Here is a 17184-nt window from a genome sequence, read left to right as displayed (position 1 = left end):
ATCTACCTTCACTTTTCAAACAGGCTATGGATTGACTGGCGCATTTTCCGGCGCCAGGTCCCGGATCGCATTTTCCGTCGGCGGCACGACCAGAACTGGCGCAGATTGCCGCTCGGGCACGGGCTGCTGCTGTTGTTGCTGTTGCTGCAACCGTTCCTGCTGTTCTTTTTCCTGACGAAGACGTTCCTCGGCGGCAGCCTTCAGCCGGGCCTCCTCTTCCGCCTTTGCTTTAGCCTCCGCCTCCACCCGCTCCTTTTCAGCCTGCCGCTCGGCCGCCTGGGAGCGGTAAAGCGCCACTTCGCGGCGCAGGCGCTGCTTTTCAAGAACGCTGGCCTGCATGGCTTCCACCCTGCGGCGCTCCTTTTCGAAAGCCCTGAGCGACAGGTAATTGCTGAGTGCCGAAACATCGGTCGTCAATGCAGGCGCAGCCAGCGGACCGTTATAGTTAAGGCGTAGCGAAGGTTCGGCTCCCGCAACCGCTTCGGCACCGGGATTGAAGAGAAGATCGAGATCACCATTCACGGTCGATGCGGCAATATCCACCGTCGCATCACCGGCAAGCGTGACCGGATCGATCCCGGCGCGCAGATTCTGGAAATGAAGCGCACCGCCATTCAGCGAGAACGGCAGAGCCACATCACCGAGCCCGATTTCACCCTGCCACAGGTTCTGGTCCACCAGCGGCCGCACTTTGGGCGCATCGATCGGCTGCTGCAAACCATCCGCCGCCTGCAGGATTGGCGGCAGGGCGCCGGGATTGAGCCCCTTCAGCACCAGCCCGCCGGCGCGGATTTCACCTGAACCACCTGCCGATTTCAGAATCTCACCGACACTCTTGCCCGTCGATTCGGCCGTCAGGTCGATGGCAACCCGGCCGGTCGCCACCGGCCCATTGGCGTTCGCCCACAGGATAGGCTCAGGATTGGCGTCGGTCACCGCGATCTTGGTGCGGAAAATCCCCGCCCCTTCACCCGTGGACATGGCAAGCCGGCCCGTCAGTTTGCCGCCCATGAAGCCGCCCGTGACATCATCGAGCGAAAGACTGCCCGAATCATGCGTGACCTTGGCCGCCAGACCGGTGATCGTGCCAAACGGACCCGCTTCGAAATTCTCCGCCTTCAGCGACAGCGAGCCCTTGAGTTGCGGGAAAGCGGCCATGGCCAGCGGCTTGGCGTTGAGCGCGCCGCTTTCCGGATCGATCACCGGCCCATAGATTGCATCCCCCAGCCAGGCGAGATCGGCGGTCCTGACCGACAGATCACCGCTGACAGGATAAGGCGCGGCGCGCTGAACCGCGAGATTGCCGGAGAACGGATTGCCACCCACCTGCCCGCCAACGGAGGAAAAAGCGATTTTCTGCGCGTCGATCGCCACTTTCGCATTGGCCTTCACGGCCATGCCGCCGCCGAGTTGCGGCAACCCCACCGCATTCATGATGAGATAGGGCTCGATATCAGCACTTTCGAGCGCCACATCCGCGCTGCCTTCGCCAAAATTGGCGGCAGCCACGGCAAAGGAGCCGTTCATCGAAAAATGCGTCCGCTCCGTCGAGAAGCGGATATCGGTCTGGGCGGGTGAGCCGAGCGTGCCATTGAGCTTGACCGAGAGAAGCCCCTCGCCATCCGCATCGAACGGCAACGGGTCAAGCCCCGCCTGTCCGAACAGGATCGCCGTCGACTGGTTTTTCAACACCGCTTCCAGCGACATCGCCGTATCATCGGTGATCGACAGAAAATCCGGCATCTTGGCGACGGCTGACAGCCGGCTACCGTTGACGGTGCCTGACACGGCAACATTTGCCCCGCCATTTTCACTATTCACCGAAACATCGACGGCAAGGTCGGAATTGGCGTACCACGGTGCACTCGCCGCCAGACGGCTGAGGAATGGGTGGTTCGGCAACTTCTGCTGCAACATGGTAAAGAACGGCTGCATGTCCGTCGCATGCAGGTTCACCGTGCCCTTGCCCGCATATTTCAGCAATGAGCCCTGCAACTGCCCTGTGGCCTTGACCTCGGCGCCGGCAATATCGCCAGCCGTCATGTTTTCGAGCGTCAGAACACCGCCAGCCATGGTGAAGGCTGTTTCGACATGGTTTGCGGTCACGCCGGCCATGTTGAACCGGTCGGCCTTGAACTTGGCGTCGATGCGATGATCGAGAACCGAGCTTCCAACCTGATCGCCCAGCGCCAGACTGCCGAGCGCCTTCAGCGCATCGAGATCGATTTCATTGCCGGCAAGATCGATGGAAAGATTGGAGGTCTTGCCATCGGAGCGCCGCTCCAGCTCACCCTTCAGCGAAGCGTCGCCGATGGCAAGCTCGAGATTGCTGAACCGCTGGTTGAGCGTCGTCAGCGAAACATCTGCGGAAAAACCGGCAGCGTTGAGCTGCCGGATCGCCGGATCGACCGAACCGGAAAGCCAGTTGGCAAGCCCCGATGGCTGGTTGGAGGCCAACAGCAGATTACCGTTGAAGGCCGGGCCGCCAAGCAATGTCAGCGATCCCTTGGCTTCCAGCTGCGTCCTGCCCGGCAGCGTCGCAACCGCATTCACCACCTGCCAGCCGCTGCCTTCCGGGCGCACATCTAGCCGGATGTCGCGAATGGTCGTGTCGTCGGAAACCAGCGCCGGAAGGCTGATGCTCGCCTTGCCCGGCACCTGCGGCACCGGAATGCGCGCCACCATGGCCGCAAAGGCCTCGATGCGCTGGCGCACCGAGACGGTCGGCTGGCGCGAGGTCTTGCCCGTTTGCACGACGGGTGGTGCAAAGCGGGCGACATCGATCTGCTGGCCATCCGCCGTCAGCAGGAATTCCGGCTTGGCGCCGGTATCAAGCGTCGCCTCGCCGGTCACGACGTAAGGATTTTCGCTGCCGCCGAGTTCCATACGGTAGCTCGGGATGCGCACACTTTCGTTCGTCAGTTCGAAGCTGCCGCGGGTGCGCGGCGAAGAAAAGAGCGATTGCCCGGCCTGCTGCTTCTGCTTTTCGTCTTCGCGGAAGATAAACGAGAAAGAGCCGCTAAAGGCAGGTTTTCCGGCCGTCGCGGCAATCGCGCCGTCCAGATCGACCTCGACCGGATGTTCATCCGGCACCACGCGCACCCTGAGGCCCATGCGGCCAGCGGCATAATCCGGCTCGCTGCTGGAGAGCGAGAAGGAACCCGGATGCCCGTCAACGGCAGCGCGGCCCTCCGCCTTCCACGGCCCGGCCAGCGAATTGGCGGACATGTCGGCGTTAAGGCCGGTCACGACACGGTTGCGGCCGGATTGCTCGTCGATGAATTCGATCTGCCCGCCTTCGATCTGCACGCTTTCCAGAACCACGGTGCGGGCGGGAATTTCCGCCCGGCTGCCACGCATCCAGTCCAGCGTGCCGTCTTTCAACAGCCGAATCTTGGCCTTGGGTTCCTCAATGCGCATGTCGAAGATGCGCGCCTCGCCGGAAAGGAAAGGTGCCAACTCGGCATCCATGGAAAAACGCGCCACCTGGATCAGCGGCGATCCATCCGCATCCGTTCCGGCGCGCACATCATGCAGCGTCACCGAAGGGAAAGGCAGGATACGCGCCTCGACACGACCGTGCACCACCACCTTCTTGCCCAGAATGCGGCTTGCCTGGTCTTCAAAATCGCGGCGGAAATCCGTCCAGTCGACGAAATAGGGAATGAGCAGCGCCGAAAACAGCACCAAGGCCAGCAGTCCGCCCAGAAAAACCAGAATACGCCCGAGCACTGACCTGCATCTCCCTTCGCGAACGCTGCAAACCTATTCTTTTCTGCCTTAACGGCAAGCAGCCTTTTGTACCAATCAAATGTGAGGATGATCAGACAAGACGGAACAATTTGCCCGGATTAAAGATATTATCCGGATCGAGCGACGTTTTGATGATGCGCATCACATCCAGCGCATTTCCTGCCTCTTCGGCCAGAAAACTCATCTTGCCCTGGCCGATGCCATGTTCGCCGGTGCAGGTGCCATCCATGGCGATCGCCCGGCGGTTGAGGCGGGCGACGAAAGCTTCGGTTTTCGCAACGCTTTCGGCATTCTTGCCATCGAACAGAATAAGGACATGAAAGTTCCCGTCGCCCGCATGGCCGACGATTGGCGCCAAGAAGCCGTTTTCAGCAATATCCTGCTGCGTTTCCAGCACGCAATCCGCCAGCCGCGAAATCGGCACGCAGACATCGGTGGAAAGCGCATCGAGATCAGGCGCAAGCGCCCGCGCGGCCCAATAGGCATCATGCCGCGCCTTCCACAGCTTGTTGCGCTCAGTGGCATCGCCCGTCCAGCGGAAATCGACGCCGCCGCATTCGGCGGCTATCTCGGCGAACTGCTGCGATTGCAGCGCCGCCGTCTCTTCCGTGCCGTGAAACTCCACGAACAGCGTCGGCTTTTCCGCGTAGTTCAGACCGGAATAGGCGTTGCAGGCGCGCACCTGCACCTCATCCAGCAATTCGATGCGGGCAACCGGTACACCCATCTGGATCGTCATGATGACGGCGTCGCAGGCCGCCTTGATACTGTCGAAGGTGCAGACCCCACCGGCGATCTTTTCAGGTATGCCCTGCAACCGCAGCGTCACCGACGTCAGAACCCCGAGCGTCCCCTCGGCCCCGACAAAAAGCCGGGTCAGATCGTAACCGGCCGACGACTTGCGGGCGCGGCGCGCGGTGCGGATTTCTTCGCCATTGGCAACAACGGCGGTAACGGCGAGCACATTGTCCTTCATCGTGCCATAACGCACGGCATTGGTGCCGGAAGCCCGCGTCGAGGCCATGCCGCCGATCGAGGCATTGGCGCCCGGATCGATCGGGAAAAACAGGCCGGTATCGCGCAGGTAGACATTGAGGTCCTCGCGCGTCACTCCCGGCTCCACCGTCACGTCAAGATCTTCGGCATTCACCTCAATGATGCGATTCATCCGGCTGAAATCGATGCAAATTCCGCCATTCGGCGCGTTGACCTGACCTTCGAGCGAAGACCCCGTTCCAAAGGGAATGACCGGCACCTTATATTGCGCACAGGCCTTCACCACGGCTTTCACATCGTCAGCGCTTTCGGCAAAGACAACGCCATCCGGCGACTGCAGGGTCAGGTAAGTTGTGGTGTGGCCATGCTGCTCGCGAAACGCCTGTCCGGTCTGGAGCCTTTCGCCCAGCTGCTGTTTTAGCACTGCGAGCACCGAGGCAATACCCTCTTCGTTCCGCTCACCCGCCACCACATCTTTCAGCGCCATCATCCATCTCCACAGCAACATCCGCCCGTAACGGAGCAGATCCGTCACAAAATTCCGTCAGGTGGTATGGGATAAGGTTAACCCTTTGTCCAGCATCGGAATTGCGCCGGACGCGGTTTAGCGAAAACCTCGTTCTACTCCGCCGCAAGCAGCGGCTTGTCCTCTTCCAGCGCCTTGCGGCGGGCCGCAAGTTCGAGTTCGCGGTGGAGGCGGATTTCCTCATCCGCCTGCGGTTTGGCGAAGCGGGCGATCAGCAGGTAGGAGACCGGGGTGATATAAAGCGTCACCAGCGTCGCAAAACCGAGACCGCCGACGATGACCCAGCCGAGCGCGATGCGCGCTTCCGCACCCGCCCCCTGCGCCAGCACCAGCGGCACGCCGCCGAGAATGGTGGCGATCATCGTCATCATCACGGGGCGCAGGCGGATGCTGGTGGCCTTTTCGATGGCTTCGCGCACGGTTGCGCCCTGATCGCGCAGATGGTTGGCGAATTCGACGATGAGGATGCCGTTCTTGGCCATCACGCCGACGAGCAGCACGAGACCGATCTGGCTATAGACGTTGAGGCTCGATCCGGTAACCAGCAGCGCGATGACCGCGCAGGCAAGACCGAGCGGCACCGTGGACATGATGATAACCGAACTCAGCACGCTTTCGAACTGTGCGGCGAGCACGAGGAAGATGATGGCGATGGCGAAACCGAAGGTCAGCAACATGCCGCTCGAATTTTCCTCAAGCGTCGCCGCTTCACCGAGCGGCAGCAGGCGGGCGCCGGGCGGCATTACCGATTGCGACAGCTCATTCACCTTTTGAAGGGCCTCACCAAGCGAAACGCCGTCCTTGAGGTTGGCGGTGAAGCCGACGGAGGGAAGCTGCTGCTCGCGGTTCAGCTGCGGGGCAACTGCATTTTCCTTGAGCGTGGCAATGACCGACATCGGCACGATCTTGCCGTCGCCCGTTTTCAGGAAAACGTTTTCAAGATCGGTCGGATCGTTGATCGGCCGGGTAGACGATAGCAGCCGCACCGGGATCGCATCGCCATCCACGAAGACATCGACGATCGAGCGTCCTTCCAGCAGCGACTGCATGGCGCGCGACAGGCCGGTGATATCAATACCGAGATCCGACGCGCGTTCACGGTCGATGGAGACGGAGATTTGCGCCTGATTGGGCTCGTTGTCGAAGCGCGGCGTGTCGAACAGGCCGCTTTCTTCCATGGAAAGCAGCAATTTCTGCGTCGCCGCCGTCAGCGCCGGATAATTGCTGCCGACCATAGCCATCTGCAACCCGTTGCCGGCGCCGCGAATTCTGAGGCTGTTCGGCTGCATCGCATTGCCGCGCAGCGCCGGTACGCTGTTGGCGGCGGAGGTGACGTCGGCAGCGATCTGGTTCTGCGTGCGCTCACGATCGGCCCACGGGGCGAGCGTCAGCACCATGAAACCGGTATTGGAAGACCCGTTCATGCCGGTGATGGAGTAGATATTGCGGATTTCGCCACTGTCGCGCAGTGGCTGCAGGTTTTCCTCGATCCGCTGCAGCTGGTCGCGGGTATATTCGAGGCTGACGCCCTGCGGCGCTGTCACCCGCATCATGATCGATGCACGGTCCTCGCGCGGCGTCAGCTCGTTCTGGATCATGCCGAAGGCGATCCACGACAGGCCGGAAAAGATCAGCGCCACAACGATGACAATCAGCGGATTGTTGAGGCAGGCGGCAAGCGTCGTCTTATAGGTGGAGGCAAAGACATTGCCGAACCAGGCAAGCGGTCCCGTCGGTTCCTTCAACCCTTCCTTGAGCATGCGCGAGGCCAGCATCGGGCAAAGCGTCAAGGCCACAATTGAAGACAAGCCCACCGCGAAGGCCAGCACAAACCCGAATTCACGGAACAGACCTCCAAGCTGGCCCGGCAGGAAGGAAAGCGGAATGAACACAGCGGCAAGCGTCGCCGTCGTTGCGATGACCGCGAAGAAGACTTCCTGCGTGCCGAGAACGGCTGCGGCCCGCGGCCCCATGCCTTCCGCACGGCGGCGCACGATGTTTTCCAGCACCACGATGGCGTCGTCGACCACGAGACCGGTCGCCAGAACGATGGCGAGCAGCGTCAGGATGTTGACCGAAAAGCCGACCATATAGATGGCGACAATGGTGCCGATCAGCGCCACTGGCATGGTGATCGCTGGAATGAGAGTGGCACGCCAGTCGCGCAGGAACAGGTAAAGCACGACGACGACGATAAGCGCGGAAAGTCCGAGCGCCAGTTCGACCTCGTGCAGCGCGCCTTCGATGAAGACGGCGTCATCGCTGGTAACAACAATACGCGTGCCCTCCGGCAGGTTGGCCGACATGGCATCAACAGCGGCCTTCACGCCCGTGGAAATACTGAGCGTGTTCGACTGCGCCTGCCGGATGACGCCGAGACCGACGCCCTGCACGCCGTTGGAACGCAGCGAGGTGGATTCATCATCCGCGCCCAGCATGACGGTCGCGACGTCCCTCAGGCGAATATTGTTCTTGATCAAAAGATTGGAGAAATCTTCGGGCTTCGTCAGGCTGGCCGTGGCGCGCACGACGATATCCTGCGTCGTGCTTTTTAGCGATCCCGCCGGCACGTCGAGGGCAGCACTCGCGAGCGCGTTCGAAACATCCGTGACCGTCAGCCCACGGCTGGCAAGTGCCGCCTGATTGAGATCGACGCGGAAAACCTTTTCCTGATCGCCGTAAAGCTCCACATCCGCTACACCGTCGACGGCGGCCAGACGGTCGATGATCTCGTCATCCACCAGCTTGGTCAGGTCTTCCATGCTGAGCGTGGTCGAGGTGACGGCAAGGCGCATGATCGGCTGGCTGTCGGAATCCGCCTTGATGATCTGCGGCTCGTCGGCATCGTCAGGCAGCTGGTTGGTGACGCGGCCGATGGCATCGCGCACGTCGTTTGCGGCAACCGGCAGATCGACATTGTCGCCGAATTCCAGTGTCACACGGCTTGTGCCGAACTGCGAATTGGAAGAGATGGATTTGACGCCACTGACACGCGCAACCGCGCCTTCGATGGTCTGCGTCACTTCCTGATCGATGGTCTCGGGTGCCGCCCCCTCATAGGTGGTCCTGACGCTGATCGTCGGTCGGTCGACATCAGGCAGTTCGCGCACTTCGACGCCGACCAGCGCGGCAAGGCCGGCAACAACCAGCAAAGTGTTGAGAACCGCCGCCAGAATAGGCCGGCGGACGAACAAGGCGGTAAAGGCGATCTTGGAATCTTGACCGGCAGGCGGTTGCGTCGTCATTGGCTGGCAACCTCTTCAGGCTTTGGCTGATTGCCGACGCGAACCGCGCCGCCTTCTCTCACACGCTGCAGACCCTCGATCACGACAGGCTCGCCCTCCGCCAACTCGGCCTTGACCAGAACCGCATCGGGGTTGCGCTGCACGATCTGTACCCGCACCTTGTGCGACTTGTTATCGGCAACGCGCCAGACATAGGAGCCTTCCGCGTCCCACTGCACGGCCAGAGGATCGACCGAGGCATAGGTTTCGCCGACAAAACGCATGGTGACGCCGAAGGACATGCCGGCCCTCAGCTCATCCTTCTCATTGCCAAACTTCGCCCGGATACGGATCGTGCGGCTTGCCTCGTCAACGCGGTTATCGACGGCCTCGATCTCACCCTTGAAGGTCTCACCGGGCCGGGAAATCGACGTCGCTTCCACCGGCATGCCGACCTTGATCGCGGTTACGAAACGCTCGGGAGCCCAGAAATTGACGAGAATTTCGGAGCGGTCGTCAATGCTGACGATGGTCGATTGCGTGGTGACATTGTCACCGATATTGACAGCGACGATACCCGCAACGCCTTCGATCGGCGCGACGATGTCGCGACGCTTGAGGTTCAGCTCAGCAGTGCTCAGCGCAAGTTTGGCAGCCTCTTCGGCAATCTCCGCATCCAGCACGTCAAGACGGGAGACGGATTTCAGGTTCTTATAGGAACTGGATTTTTCAACCGCGCTGCGCAGCGTGACCTGCGCCTTGTCCCGTTCGATCACCTGCTCCTCATCATCGAGCCTTGCAAGGACCTGCCCCTTCACGACACGGGCACCGGAGGAGGTGCGGATTTCCGAAACGGTGCCGGAGACCTGCGGCATGACGACGACCGACTGGATCGCCTCGCCGTTGCCAATGGCATTCAGGCGATCATTGACCGTGCCTTTTTTGACGGGAGCCATCACCACCAAGGTCGCGTTGCTGTTGCGACGCGCACCACCGGCATTCTGGCCCGCTGGCGTGCTAGGGCTTCCGGCGCCGGATGCGGCAACCTCGATCGAGCCGGCCGGCATTTTGCCAAGCCCGATGGCAGCGAGAACATTGCGGGCTTCGGGCGAATAAAAGCCCCAAAGACAGAGCCCCGCTCCCACCACGGCAACACTGACACCCACCTGTTTCCAGACCCGCATATATTTCTCCGGTTGATCCGCTCAGTAAAATGGAGTTCCAAACCGAACCCTGTTGGAACGCGCAAAGTATTCCTGCTTGCCTTAACGAAGGCAACGCACAAAACCGTTCCTTACATAATTGTAATTTGTGATGAATTTTCGTCGGAAAGCATCGCGCAACCGTTTCTGTCGCAAATCTCCGCCGATCGGTTACTCTAAAAGCCGAAAACCATTCCCGGAGGAAGCCATGAGCACCGTGACGAAAGCCGAAAACCCGCAAGCCGACCCACGCGTCAAAGCCGTGTTCGATGATATCCGCACCACCCGCAAATCGGATTTCATCAACAATATGTGGCTCTATCTCGCCTTTGATCCCGACCTGCTTGAAAAGACCTGGGCCGAGGTCAAGGCCGTGATGGCGACACCTTCGGCGCTCGATCCCGTGGTGAAGGAAATGCTCTACATCGCCGTCTCCGTCACCAATGGCTGCTCCTATTGCGCCCATTCCCACACGGCGGCCGCAAAAGCCAAGGGCATGACCACCGAACAGCATGCCGACCTGCTGCGTGTCATCGCCCTTGCCGCCAAGACCAACCAGCTCGCCGTGGCACTGCAATTGCCGGTGGATGCCGCTTTCGATGCCGACAGGCAGGCTTAAAGTGAATGATCAAACCTGCAATCCATTGTGAGAGATAGATGACGAAGCTTAACCCCATTCCAGATATTTTTAAGCACGTCATTGGTTCGTCCGCTGGAAAAGTCGTGAACAGCGGATTTGTCAAACGCCGTAACTCCCTCAGGAAGAGGATGGACGACAATGTTGCAATCATCGAATTTCAGAAAAGCAGGTCCAACACATCGGAAAGATTGCTTTTCACCGTCAATCTCGCAGTTGTTTATGGCGAACTTCAGGAAGGGTCGTGCTCTCACCTGGAAAAGACGACAAGCACAGATGGCCATTTGAGGTTAAGAATAGGTCGGCTGTTGCCGGAGCCGCATGACAAATGGTGGGAGATTACCGGCGCAACAGATCCAATTGCATTGGCGAATGAAGTTTCTGGCCTGATAGCCGACAAGGCCGCGCCTTACCTCGAACCTTATCTCAACATCAATGAGCTTATTGCATTGTGGGAATCAGATAGGTCGCCGGGACTGACTTCGAAACAATGCGCGATCTACCTCAAGAAATTGAAAGAAGCGCGCGTTGTAAAGGATTGAGCATCCCAGCTGAAACCGCTGCTACTCACGTCGCGACCGGATCTGCGCCATTGCTGTTTTGCGTCGTGTTCTCCAGCACGTCGCAAAGAAAATGCCTTGGAATAGGCGTTTTGACGGTTGATACCGGAATAAAAGCAGAACAGAGTTCTGGCCTTTACATACCGAATCACTACATTGGGCCGCATGAGCAATAGTTTTGACGATATGCCGTTCTTCGATGAAGAACCCGTGACGCCGCGCAGGGCGACGAACAATGCCCCTTCGGAAGGCGGCGGCGGGCTTGGCATTGCCGCGCGCGCCATGGCGGCGCGCGATCAGGCCCGGCCGACACCCGACTATCTTTCGGGCCTCAACCCGGAACAGCGTGAGGCCGTGGAAACGCTGGATGGCGCTGTTCTGGTGCTGGCCGGCGCCGGCACCGGCAAGACCCGCGTTCTGACCACCCGCATCGCCCATATTCTGGCGACCGGCCGCGCCTATCCGAGCCAAATCCTTGCCGTGACCTTCACCAACAAGGCCGCCCGCGAGATGAAGGAACGTATCGGCGTTCTGGTCGGTGGCGCCGTTGAGGGCATGCCGTGGCTCGGCACCTTCCACTCCATCGGTGTCAAGCTTCTGCGCCGCCATGCCGAACTGATCGGCCTGAAGTCGGATTTCACCATTCTCGATACCGATGATGTGGTGCGGCTTTTGAAACAGCTCATCCAGGCCGAAGGTCTTGATGACAAGCGCTGGCCGGCCAAACAATTCGCCGGCATGATCGACGGCTGGAAGAACAAGGGCCTGACGCCGCCGGATATTCCGGAGGGCGACAGCCGTGCCTTCGCCAACGGCAAGGGCCGCGAACTCTATGCCGCCTATCAGGCGCGGCTGAAAACGCTGAACGCCTGCGATTTCGGCGATCTGCTGCTGCACCCGATCAGCATCTTCCGTCGTCACACCGATATCCTGAACGAATATCACCAGAAGTTCCGTTACATTCTGGTCGACGAATATCAGGACACCAACACGTCCCAATATATGTGGCTGCGGCTGCTTGCGCAGCGCCCGAAAGGCGAACCGCAGAACGTCTGCTGCGTTGGCGACGACGACCAGTCGATCTATGGCTGGCGCGGGGCCGAAGTGGATAATATCCTGCGTTTCGACAAGGATTTCCCCGGTGCAAAGGTCATCAAGCTGGAACGCAACTACCGTTCCACCGAACATATTCTCGGAACAGCCGGCCATCTGATCGCCCATAATGAAGGGCGTCTCGGCAAGACCCTGTTCACCGAACGCAGCAGCCCGGACGATGAAAAAGTCATGGTGCATGCTGCCTGGGATTCCGAAGAGGAAGCCCGCGCCGTCGGTGAAGAAATCGAGCAGCTCCAGCGCAAGAACCACAAGCTGAACGACATGGCCATCCTCGTTCGCGCCTCCTTCCAGATGCGCGAATTCGAAGACCGTTTCGTCACGCTTGGCCTCAATTACCGCGTCATCGGCGGTCCGCGTTTTTATGAGCGCCTCGAAATCCGCGACGCCATGGCCTATTTCCGGCTGGTCTGCCAGCCGGCCGACGATCTCGCCTTCGAGCGCATCGTCAATACCCCTAAGCGCGGCCTCGGCGATACGACGATTCGCAACCTGCATGACTACGCCCGCGCCCGCGATATTCCGATGCTGGCGGCAGCGGCCGACATCATCGAGACTGACGAGTTGAAACCAAAGGCGCGCAAGGCGCTGTTCGATGTGGTGCAGGATTTCCGCCGCTGGCAGGGCCTCCTGGAAAACACCGAGCACACCACGCTTGCCGAGCAGATCCTCGACGAAAGCGGCTACACCGCCATGTGGCAGGCCGACAAGACGGCGGAAGCCCCCGGACGGCTGGAGAACCTGAAGGAACTCATCCGTTCGATGGAATCCTTCGAAAGCATGCGCGGATTTCTCGAACATGTCGCACTCGTCATGGACGCGGAACAGAATGCGGAACTGGATGCCGTGTCCATCATGACGCTGCATTCCGCCAAGGGTCTGGAATTCGACACCGTCTTCCTGCCCGGCTGGGAAGAAGGCCTGTTCCCGCATCAGCGGGCGCTGGACGAAGGCGGCCGCTCCGGTCTCGAGGAAGAACGCCGTCTTGCTTATGTCGGCATCACCCGCGCCAAGAAGCTTTGCCATATCTGGTTCGTGTCGAACCGGCGTATCCACGGTTTATGGCAATCCACCCTGCCCTCGCGTTTTCTGGAAGAACTGCCGCCCGCCCATGTGGATGTTGCGGCCTCCGACAGCAATTACGGCGGTTATGGCGGACGCGGCGGCTATGGCCAGTCCCGCTTCGACAAGGCGGAACCCTTCGCCAATAATTATTCCACCCCCGGCTGGAAACGGGCGCAGGCCAACAAGTCGGACGCCACCCGCGATAACTGGGGCACACGCTCCGGCCATGCGGTCGAGCGGATCGGTTATGGCGAAAGCGGCCCGCGCACCCGCACGATTGATGGCGAGCTGGTGGCCAAGTCCGTTGCCGATACCCCGTCGAAATTCTTCGTCGGCGACCGCGTTTTCCACATGAAGTTTGGCAACGGCAATATCTCCGCCATCGAGGGCAACAAGCTGACCATCGATTTCGACCGCGCCGGACAAAAGCGCGTGCTGGATGGATTTGTGGAAAAGGTTTGATTCGAACGGTTAAGACAGGTTCAAGACAGCTTTTTCCATAGCCCACGTCATGCCGTTGCAATAAAGAAATTGCTACACGACAGTGAAAACCGGGCGAGGACCGCTTTGCATATTTTACCGAAAAGCCAGCGCAAGCTTGCCGTTTTCCTGATCAACATGGATAGCGCCACCAAGCGCCTTGAGGATATGACTGCCCGGCTCGACGCCATCGGACTGCAGGCGGTGCGTATCGCCGGCGTCAATGGCCGCGAACTGAATTATCCGATCCCGGAATTCAGCGAGATTTCCTACATGCTCATGCATGGCCGGCGCACGTCACCGCCGGAAATCGGCTGTTATCTCAGCCATGTCGCCTGCGCCAATAAATTCATGGATGGCGACGCCGATATCGCGCTCATCCTTGAAGACGACGTGGTCTTCGACAATGATTTTCTGAATGCAGTCGATGAGGCGGTGCTGAATGGTGGCGACTGGGATTTGCTGCGGCTGACGACAGTCAGCAACGGTCGCAAATTCCCGTTTCGCCCGCTTTCCAATGGCCGTTCGCTGGCCATTGCCCTGACGCGGGAAAAAGGCTCAGGCGCCTATCTCGTCAACCGCCGCGCCGGAAAATGGATATCGAAACTGATCCCGATGCGGTTGGCTTATGATATCGCATTCGATCTGGAATATCTGGCAGGCCTCAAGGGGGCTTTCATCTACCCGCTCTGCGCCACGCAGGATGCGGATGGTGAGAGTCAGATCCAGAACAATCTGCGCATTTACCGCCTGCCGCGCTGGCGTTATTTTACGGTACTGCCCTATCGCGCCTATCTGGAAACCAGTCGTTTCCTTCTGCGCGGCCTCCGATTCGCCATCGCCAAGCTGAGTGTCACGCTCGAAGGCGGCAAGGGCAAGACTGCTCCCGCCGGCAATTGAACAAGCTGGATCATGCCTCGCCGGGCGTGAAGCCGACGAGATAAACCGCCGCAATCACGGCTGCGAGAACGAAAATCGAAATGACGAAAATCGTCATCCGGTTCAATGGCTTGCGCGTCGTTTTCTTCATGCTGGAATAATGCGTGGCAGGGTCACTGGTTCCGTAGCGCACAGGATAATGCCACCTGAAGCCGAGAAACGGCGCAATTCGATTCCGCTTCAGGCACATATCGGCTAAAGCTCGGGTACCTCTTCAGCTCTCCCGGCACGCCACAACAGACCCGCCATGACAGATATGACGCATCCCCGCCTCAACCCGCTGCATCTTGCCGCCGCCTTCGCGAGCGGTTGTCTTTTGACCCTGATGGTGCATTTCAACGGCCAGCTAGCCCATTACGGCAGTGCGCTGTTTTCCTCGTGGACGGCGCATGGCACAGGTACGGTGGCAGCGCTCATCTATCTCGCCATCATGCGCCCGAAGAAGGACCCCGCGGCCCCGGCAAAACCAAAGGCGCCGCTCTGGGCCTATTGCGGCGGGGTCGTGGGTGCGGCCATCGTCATCCTCACCTCCACCGCCGTCAATTCGCCGCTGGCGCTTTCCGGCACCATAGCGCTGGGTCTCGGCGGACAGGTGATCTTCAGCCTGTTGGCCGATCTTTTCGGCCTCTTCGGCCTGCCGAAACGGCGTCCGGATGTGCGGGACATGGCAGCGGTAGCGCTGATCCTCTGCGGCAGCGCACTCATCATTCTGGTGGGGAGAACGGCATGATCGTCTGGATCGCCATGGCCTTTGCCGGCGGCGTCTTCGTGGCGCTGAGTCGCCAGATCAACGGCCGCTTGAGCCTGTCGAACTCACCGCTTATCGCCTCCTTCTGGAACCATATCGTTGGCTTTGCCGTGCTGACCGTCATAGGCCTCATCGTCGGCGGTCTCATTCCGCCGGGCGCGGCTGATGCACCGTGGCTCGCCTTTATCGGCGGGCCGATCGGCGTCGTCTTCATCGCCTCGGGCAGCTGGCTCATCCCGCGCATCGGCGCGGTCAATACCGCACTTCTGGTCATCAGCGGCCAAATGGTCTCAGGCGTTGTGCTCGATCTTTTCAGCGATCATCCGCCGAAAATCTGGGCAAGCGCGCTTGGCATTCTTCTCATCCTCGCCGGCATGGTGCTGACGCAGCGGCGCAGCCGCTAAGAAACAAGACGGATCAGGAATCACTGCCGCGCGAGAACATGCTGAGCAGCGTCTTGCCGCCACTTTTACCGCCGCTGCTGGCAAGCGTCGGTCGGTTACCGTTCAGTTTCGGCACGACGATCATGCGCTTGACTTCGCCGCGCTTGAAGGCGGCCAGAAAGCGGGAATAATCCCGGAACACGACACAGCCATTCGATTCGCCGCGTTTCGCCAGCATGTAGGTATGGGCAAGAAGTCCATCACGACCATGCGGGTTGACGCCGTTTTCCGGTGTCAGGCGAATGGCTTCGACGCCATGAAACCGCGCTTCGCGCATCGTCAGACGATAGCTGGAGGGCGGCGTAGAGCCGCGCATTCTGACGTGAACAAAGTCGGGGTTGTCGCGCATCTTGCCGATGCCGGAATGCGCTTCCAGCTTCTCGCCATTCGGCATGTGAACCGTGCCGGAGGAAATATCGTAAATCGCCGTGCCATTGCCGCGATCCGGCCACGGAACCGCATCCATCTTGCTCGGCTCGCGCATCGGATTGTCAGGCTTTGCAAAGGCAAGCATGGCACCGGTGCCCTGCTTGGGCTGCTGCGGCGCGCGCAGCGGAACCGGCGCATCAAAATCGGGGGCTGAAGCAACAGCAGCTTTGGAAAGGGCGGGACGCGGCGACGGCTCAACCGTCTCGGCCGCCGCCACTTCGGGCCGGAAGCTCGGAAGCGGCACATCATCAGGAAGCAGGCTGCTCGCCTCTTCCTCGATCTGCGGGCGTGCCAGCGCCACTTCGAATGCCGGATGTTGCGAGGCAGCGCTTTGATAGGCCACATCAGTGGTGCGCCCAAGCGCCGAATCGACGATTGCCGAAGGCCTGAGCGCGGCAAGTTCCTTCACCGTCGCCTGCCCTTTGGCATTCGCCGCCGCGCCAAAACGCTCGCGGAATTCCTTCGCGCCGATCTCCGGCATGATGCCGGCAAGGCGAACGGCCTTTTGCGGGCCATGGCTGTGATCGCTCAGGCGGGAAAACTTGCGGACGTGAATATCCCGCCCCGTCACGTGGCCGATCGCCGCTTCGGCGGAATCAAGCCGGGCCACCAGCGTCTTTTCAAATTGCCCAACGCCATGCGAGGCGGCCGCCATGCTATGCAGCGATGCGAAGGCAGCAAAAGCGAAAAGTCCGGCAAAGGCACCGCCGCCGAGCAGCGCGGACATTCGGCCAAGCGAAAAGGATTTGCCTTTCTTGAGGCAAGACGACCCGGCAAGACCGGCGCCATTATAGGCCGCAGCAGAAAACGCCATGATACTCGTTACTCGAACCGTTCACGCACACCCGGACAATGCCGGTGGGATTTTGGGGCATCCGAACAGCGGGTGAACACCACGCCGCTTTCGGAACTGACTGGTTCGAAGCATGACGAATTATGGTAACCAAAGTGTTTACGAGTCCCTGCAAAAATACTTCGTTAAGGTCTGCGCATGTCAGGCGAAGGCGAAACGATGACTGTACTGGAACGGCGTGCATTACATCGCTCGTCCCCAAAAAATGCCCCGCGG

General features: G+C 60.1%; 11 protein-coding genes. 6 read left to right on the top strand and 5 right to left on the bottom strand.

Annotated features, from left to right (window positions below):
• Positions 1-24: 24 nt before the first annotated feature.
• The 4 genes from FCH38_RS08545 to FCH38_RS08530 all read right to left on the bottom strand — a co-directional run bounded on the left by FCH38_RS08545 (position 25) and on the right by FCH38_RS08530 (position 9683).
• Positions 25-3732 (bottom strand): AsmA-like C-terminal region-containing protein, encoded by a 3708-nt coding sequence (locus FCH38_RS08545; RefSeq protein WP_174373487.1) that lies wholly within the window; start codon positions 3730-3732, stop codon positions 25-27.
• Positions 3733-3823: 91 nt separating this feature from the next.
• The gene (locus tag FCH38_RS08540; RefSeq protein ID WP_174373486.1) at positions 3824-5236 is read right to left on the bottom strand and encodes an FAD-binding oxidoreductase; all 1413 of its coding nucleotides are present in this window, start codon (positions 5234-5236) and stop codon (positions 3824-3826) included.
• Positions 5237-5370: 134 nt separating this feature from the next.
• Positions 5371-8520 (bottom strand): efflux RND transporter permease subunit, encoded by a 3150-nt coding sequence (locus tag FCH38_RS08535; RefSeq protein WP_174373485.1) that lies wholly within the window; start codon positions 8518-8520, stop codon positions 5371-5373.
• Complete coding sequence (locus tag FCH38_RS08530) at positions 8517-9683, bottom strand: efflux RND transporter periplasmic adaptor subunit (protein WP_174373484.1); 1167 nt, start codon at positions 9681-9683, stop codon at positions 8517-8519. Before FCH38_RS08530 ends, FCH38_RS08535 begins: the two co-directional genes overlap by 4 nt.
• Before the next feature lie 226 nt (positions 9684-9909).
• On the opposite strand from FCH38_RS08530, the gene FCH38_RS08525 reads away from it, so the two are divergent.
• From FCH38_RS08525 to FCH38_RS08500, 6 genes are all read left to right on the top strand, one after another.
• The gene (locus FCH38_RS08525; protein WP_174373483.1) at positions 9910-10320 is read left to right on the top strand and encodes a carboxymuconolactone decarboxylase family protein; all 411 of its coding nucleotides are present in this window, start codon (positions 9910-9912) and stop codon (positions 10318-10320) included.
• 38 nt (positions 10321-10358) lie between these two features.
• The gene (locus FCH38_RS08520) at positions 10359-10880 is read left to right on the top strand and encodes a DUF4304 domain-containing protein (protein ID WP_153515069.1); all 522 of its coding nucleotides are present in this window, start codon (positions 10359-10361) and stop codon (positions 10878-10880) included.
• Between the two features lie 183 nt (positions 10881-11063).
• Positions 11064-13538, top strand: coding sequence for an ATP-dependent helicase (locus tag FCH38_RS08515; RefSeq protein ID WP_174373482.1), 2475 nt, complete (start codon positions 11064-11066; stop codon positions 13536-13538).
• A 105-nt stretch (positions 13539-13643) separates the two neighbouring features.
• Positions 13644-14456, top strand: coding sequence for a glycosyltransferase family 25 protein (locus tag FCH38_RS08510; RefSeq protein ID WP_149900208.1), 813 nt, complete (start codon positions 13644-13646; stop codon positions 14454-14456).
• 286 nt (positions 14457-14742) lie between these two features.
• A complete protein-coding gene (locus FCH38_RS08505; protein ID WP_149900207.1) occupies positions 14743-15225 on the top strand; it encodes a DMT family transporter in 483 nt (160 codons plus the stop codon).
• Positions 15222-15647, top strand: a complete 426-nt coding sequence (locus FCH38_RS08500) for a DMT family transporter (RefSeq protein ID WP_046798088.1) — start codon at positions 15222-15224, stop codon at positions 15645-15647. The genes FCH38_RS08505 and FCH38_RS08500 overlap by 4 nt, the downstream gene beginning before the upstream one ends.
• Before the next feature lie 13 nt (positions 15648-15660).
• Here the strand turns inward: FCH38_RS08500 and FCH38_RS08495 are convergent, their stop codons facing one another.
• Positions 15661-16929 (bottom strand): DUF2778 domain-containing protein, encoded by a 1269-nt coding sequence (locus FCH38_RS08495; RefSeq protein WP_153515065.1) that lies wholly within the window; start codon positions 16927-16929, stop codon positions 15661-15663.
• Positions 16930-17184 lie beyond the last annotated feature (255 nt).

This window comes from Agrobacterium tumefaciens (genome assembly GCF_013337285.1).
GTDB lineage: Bacteria > Pseudomonadota > Alphaproteobacteria > Rhizobiales > Rhizobiaceae > Agrobacterium > Agrobacterium burrii.
Note: the sequence above shows the minus strand (reverse complement) of the source record. Positions and strands in the feature narration are given on the sequence as shown.

Coding starts and splice junctions, on each gene's coding strand:
- FCH38_RS08540 (WP_174373486.1), bottom strand. CDS start 5,236: ATGGCGCTGAAAGATGTGGTGGCGGGTGAGCGGAACGAAGAGGGTATT.
- FCH38_RS08535 (WP_174373485.1), bottom strand. CDS start 8,520: ATGACGACGCAACCGCCTGCCGGTCAAGATTCCAAGATCGCCTTTACC.
- FCH38_RS08530 (WP_174373484.1), bottom strand. CDS start 9,683: ATGCGGGTCTGGAAACAGGTGGGTGTCAGTGTTGCCGTGGTGGGAGCG.
- FCH38_RS08525 (WP_174373483.1), top strand. CDS start 9,910: ATGAGCACCGTGACGAAAGCCGAAAACCCGCAAGCCGACCCACGCGTC.
- FCH38_RS08520 (WP_153515069.1), top strand. CDS start 10,359: ATGACGAAGCTTAACCCCATTCCAGATATTTTTAAGCACGTCATTGGT.
- FCH38_RS08515 (WP_174373482.1), top strand. CDS start 11,064: ATGAGCAATAGTTTTGACGATATGCCGTTCTTCGATGAAGAACCCGTG.
- FCH38_RS08505 (WP_149900207.1), top strand. CDS start 14,743: ATGACAGATATGACGCATCCCCGCCTCAACCCGCTGCATCTTGCCGCC.
- FCH38_RS08500 (WP_046798088.1), top strand. CDS start 15,222: ATGATCGTCTGGATCGCCATGGCCTTTGCCGGCGGCGTCTTCGTGGCG.
- FCH38_RS08495 (WP_153515065.1), bottom strand. CDS start 16,929: ATGGCGTTTTCTGCTGCGGCCTATAATGGCGCCGGTCTTGCCGGGTCG.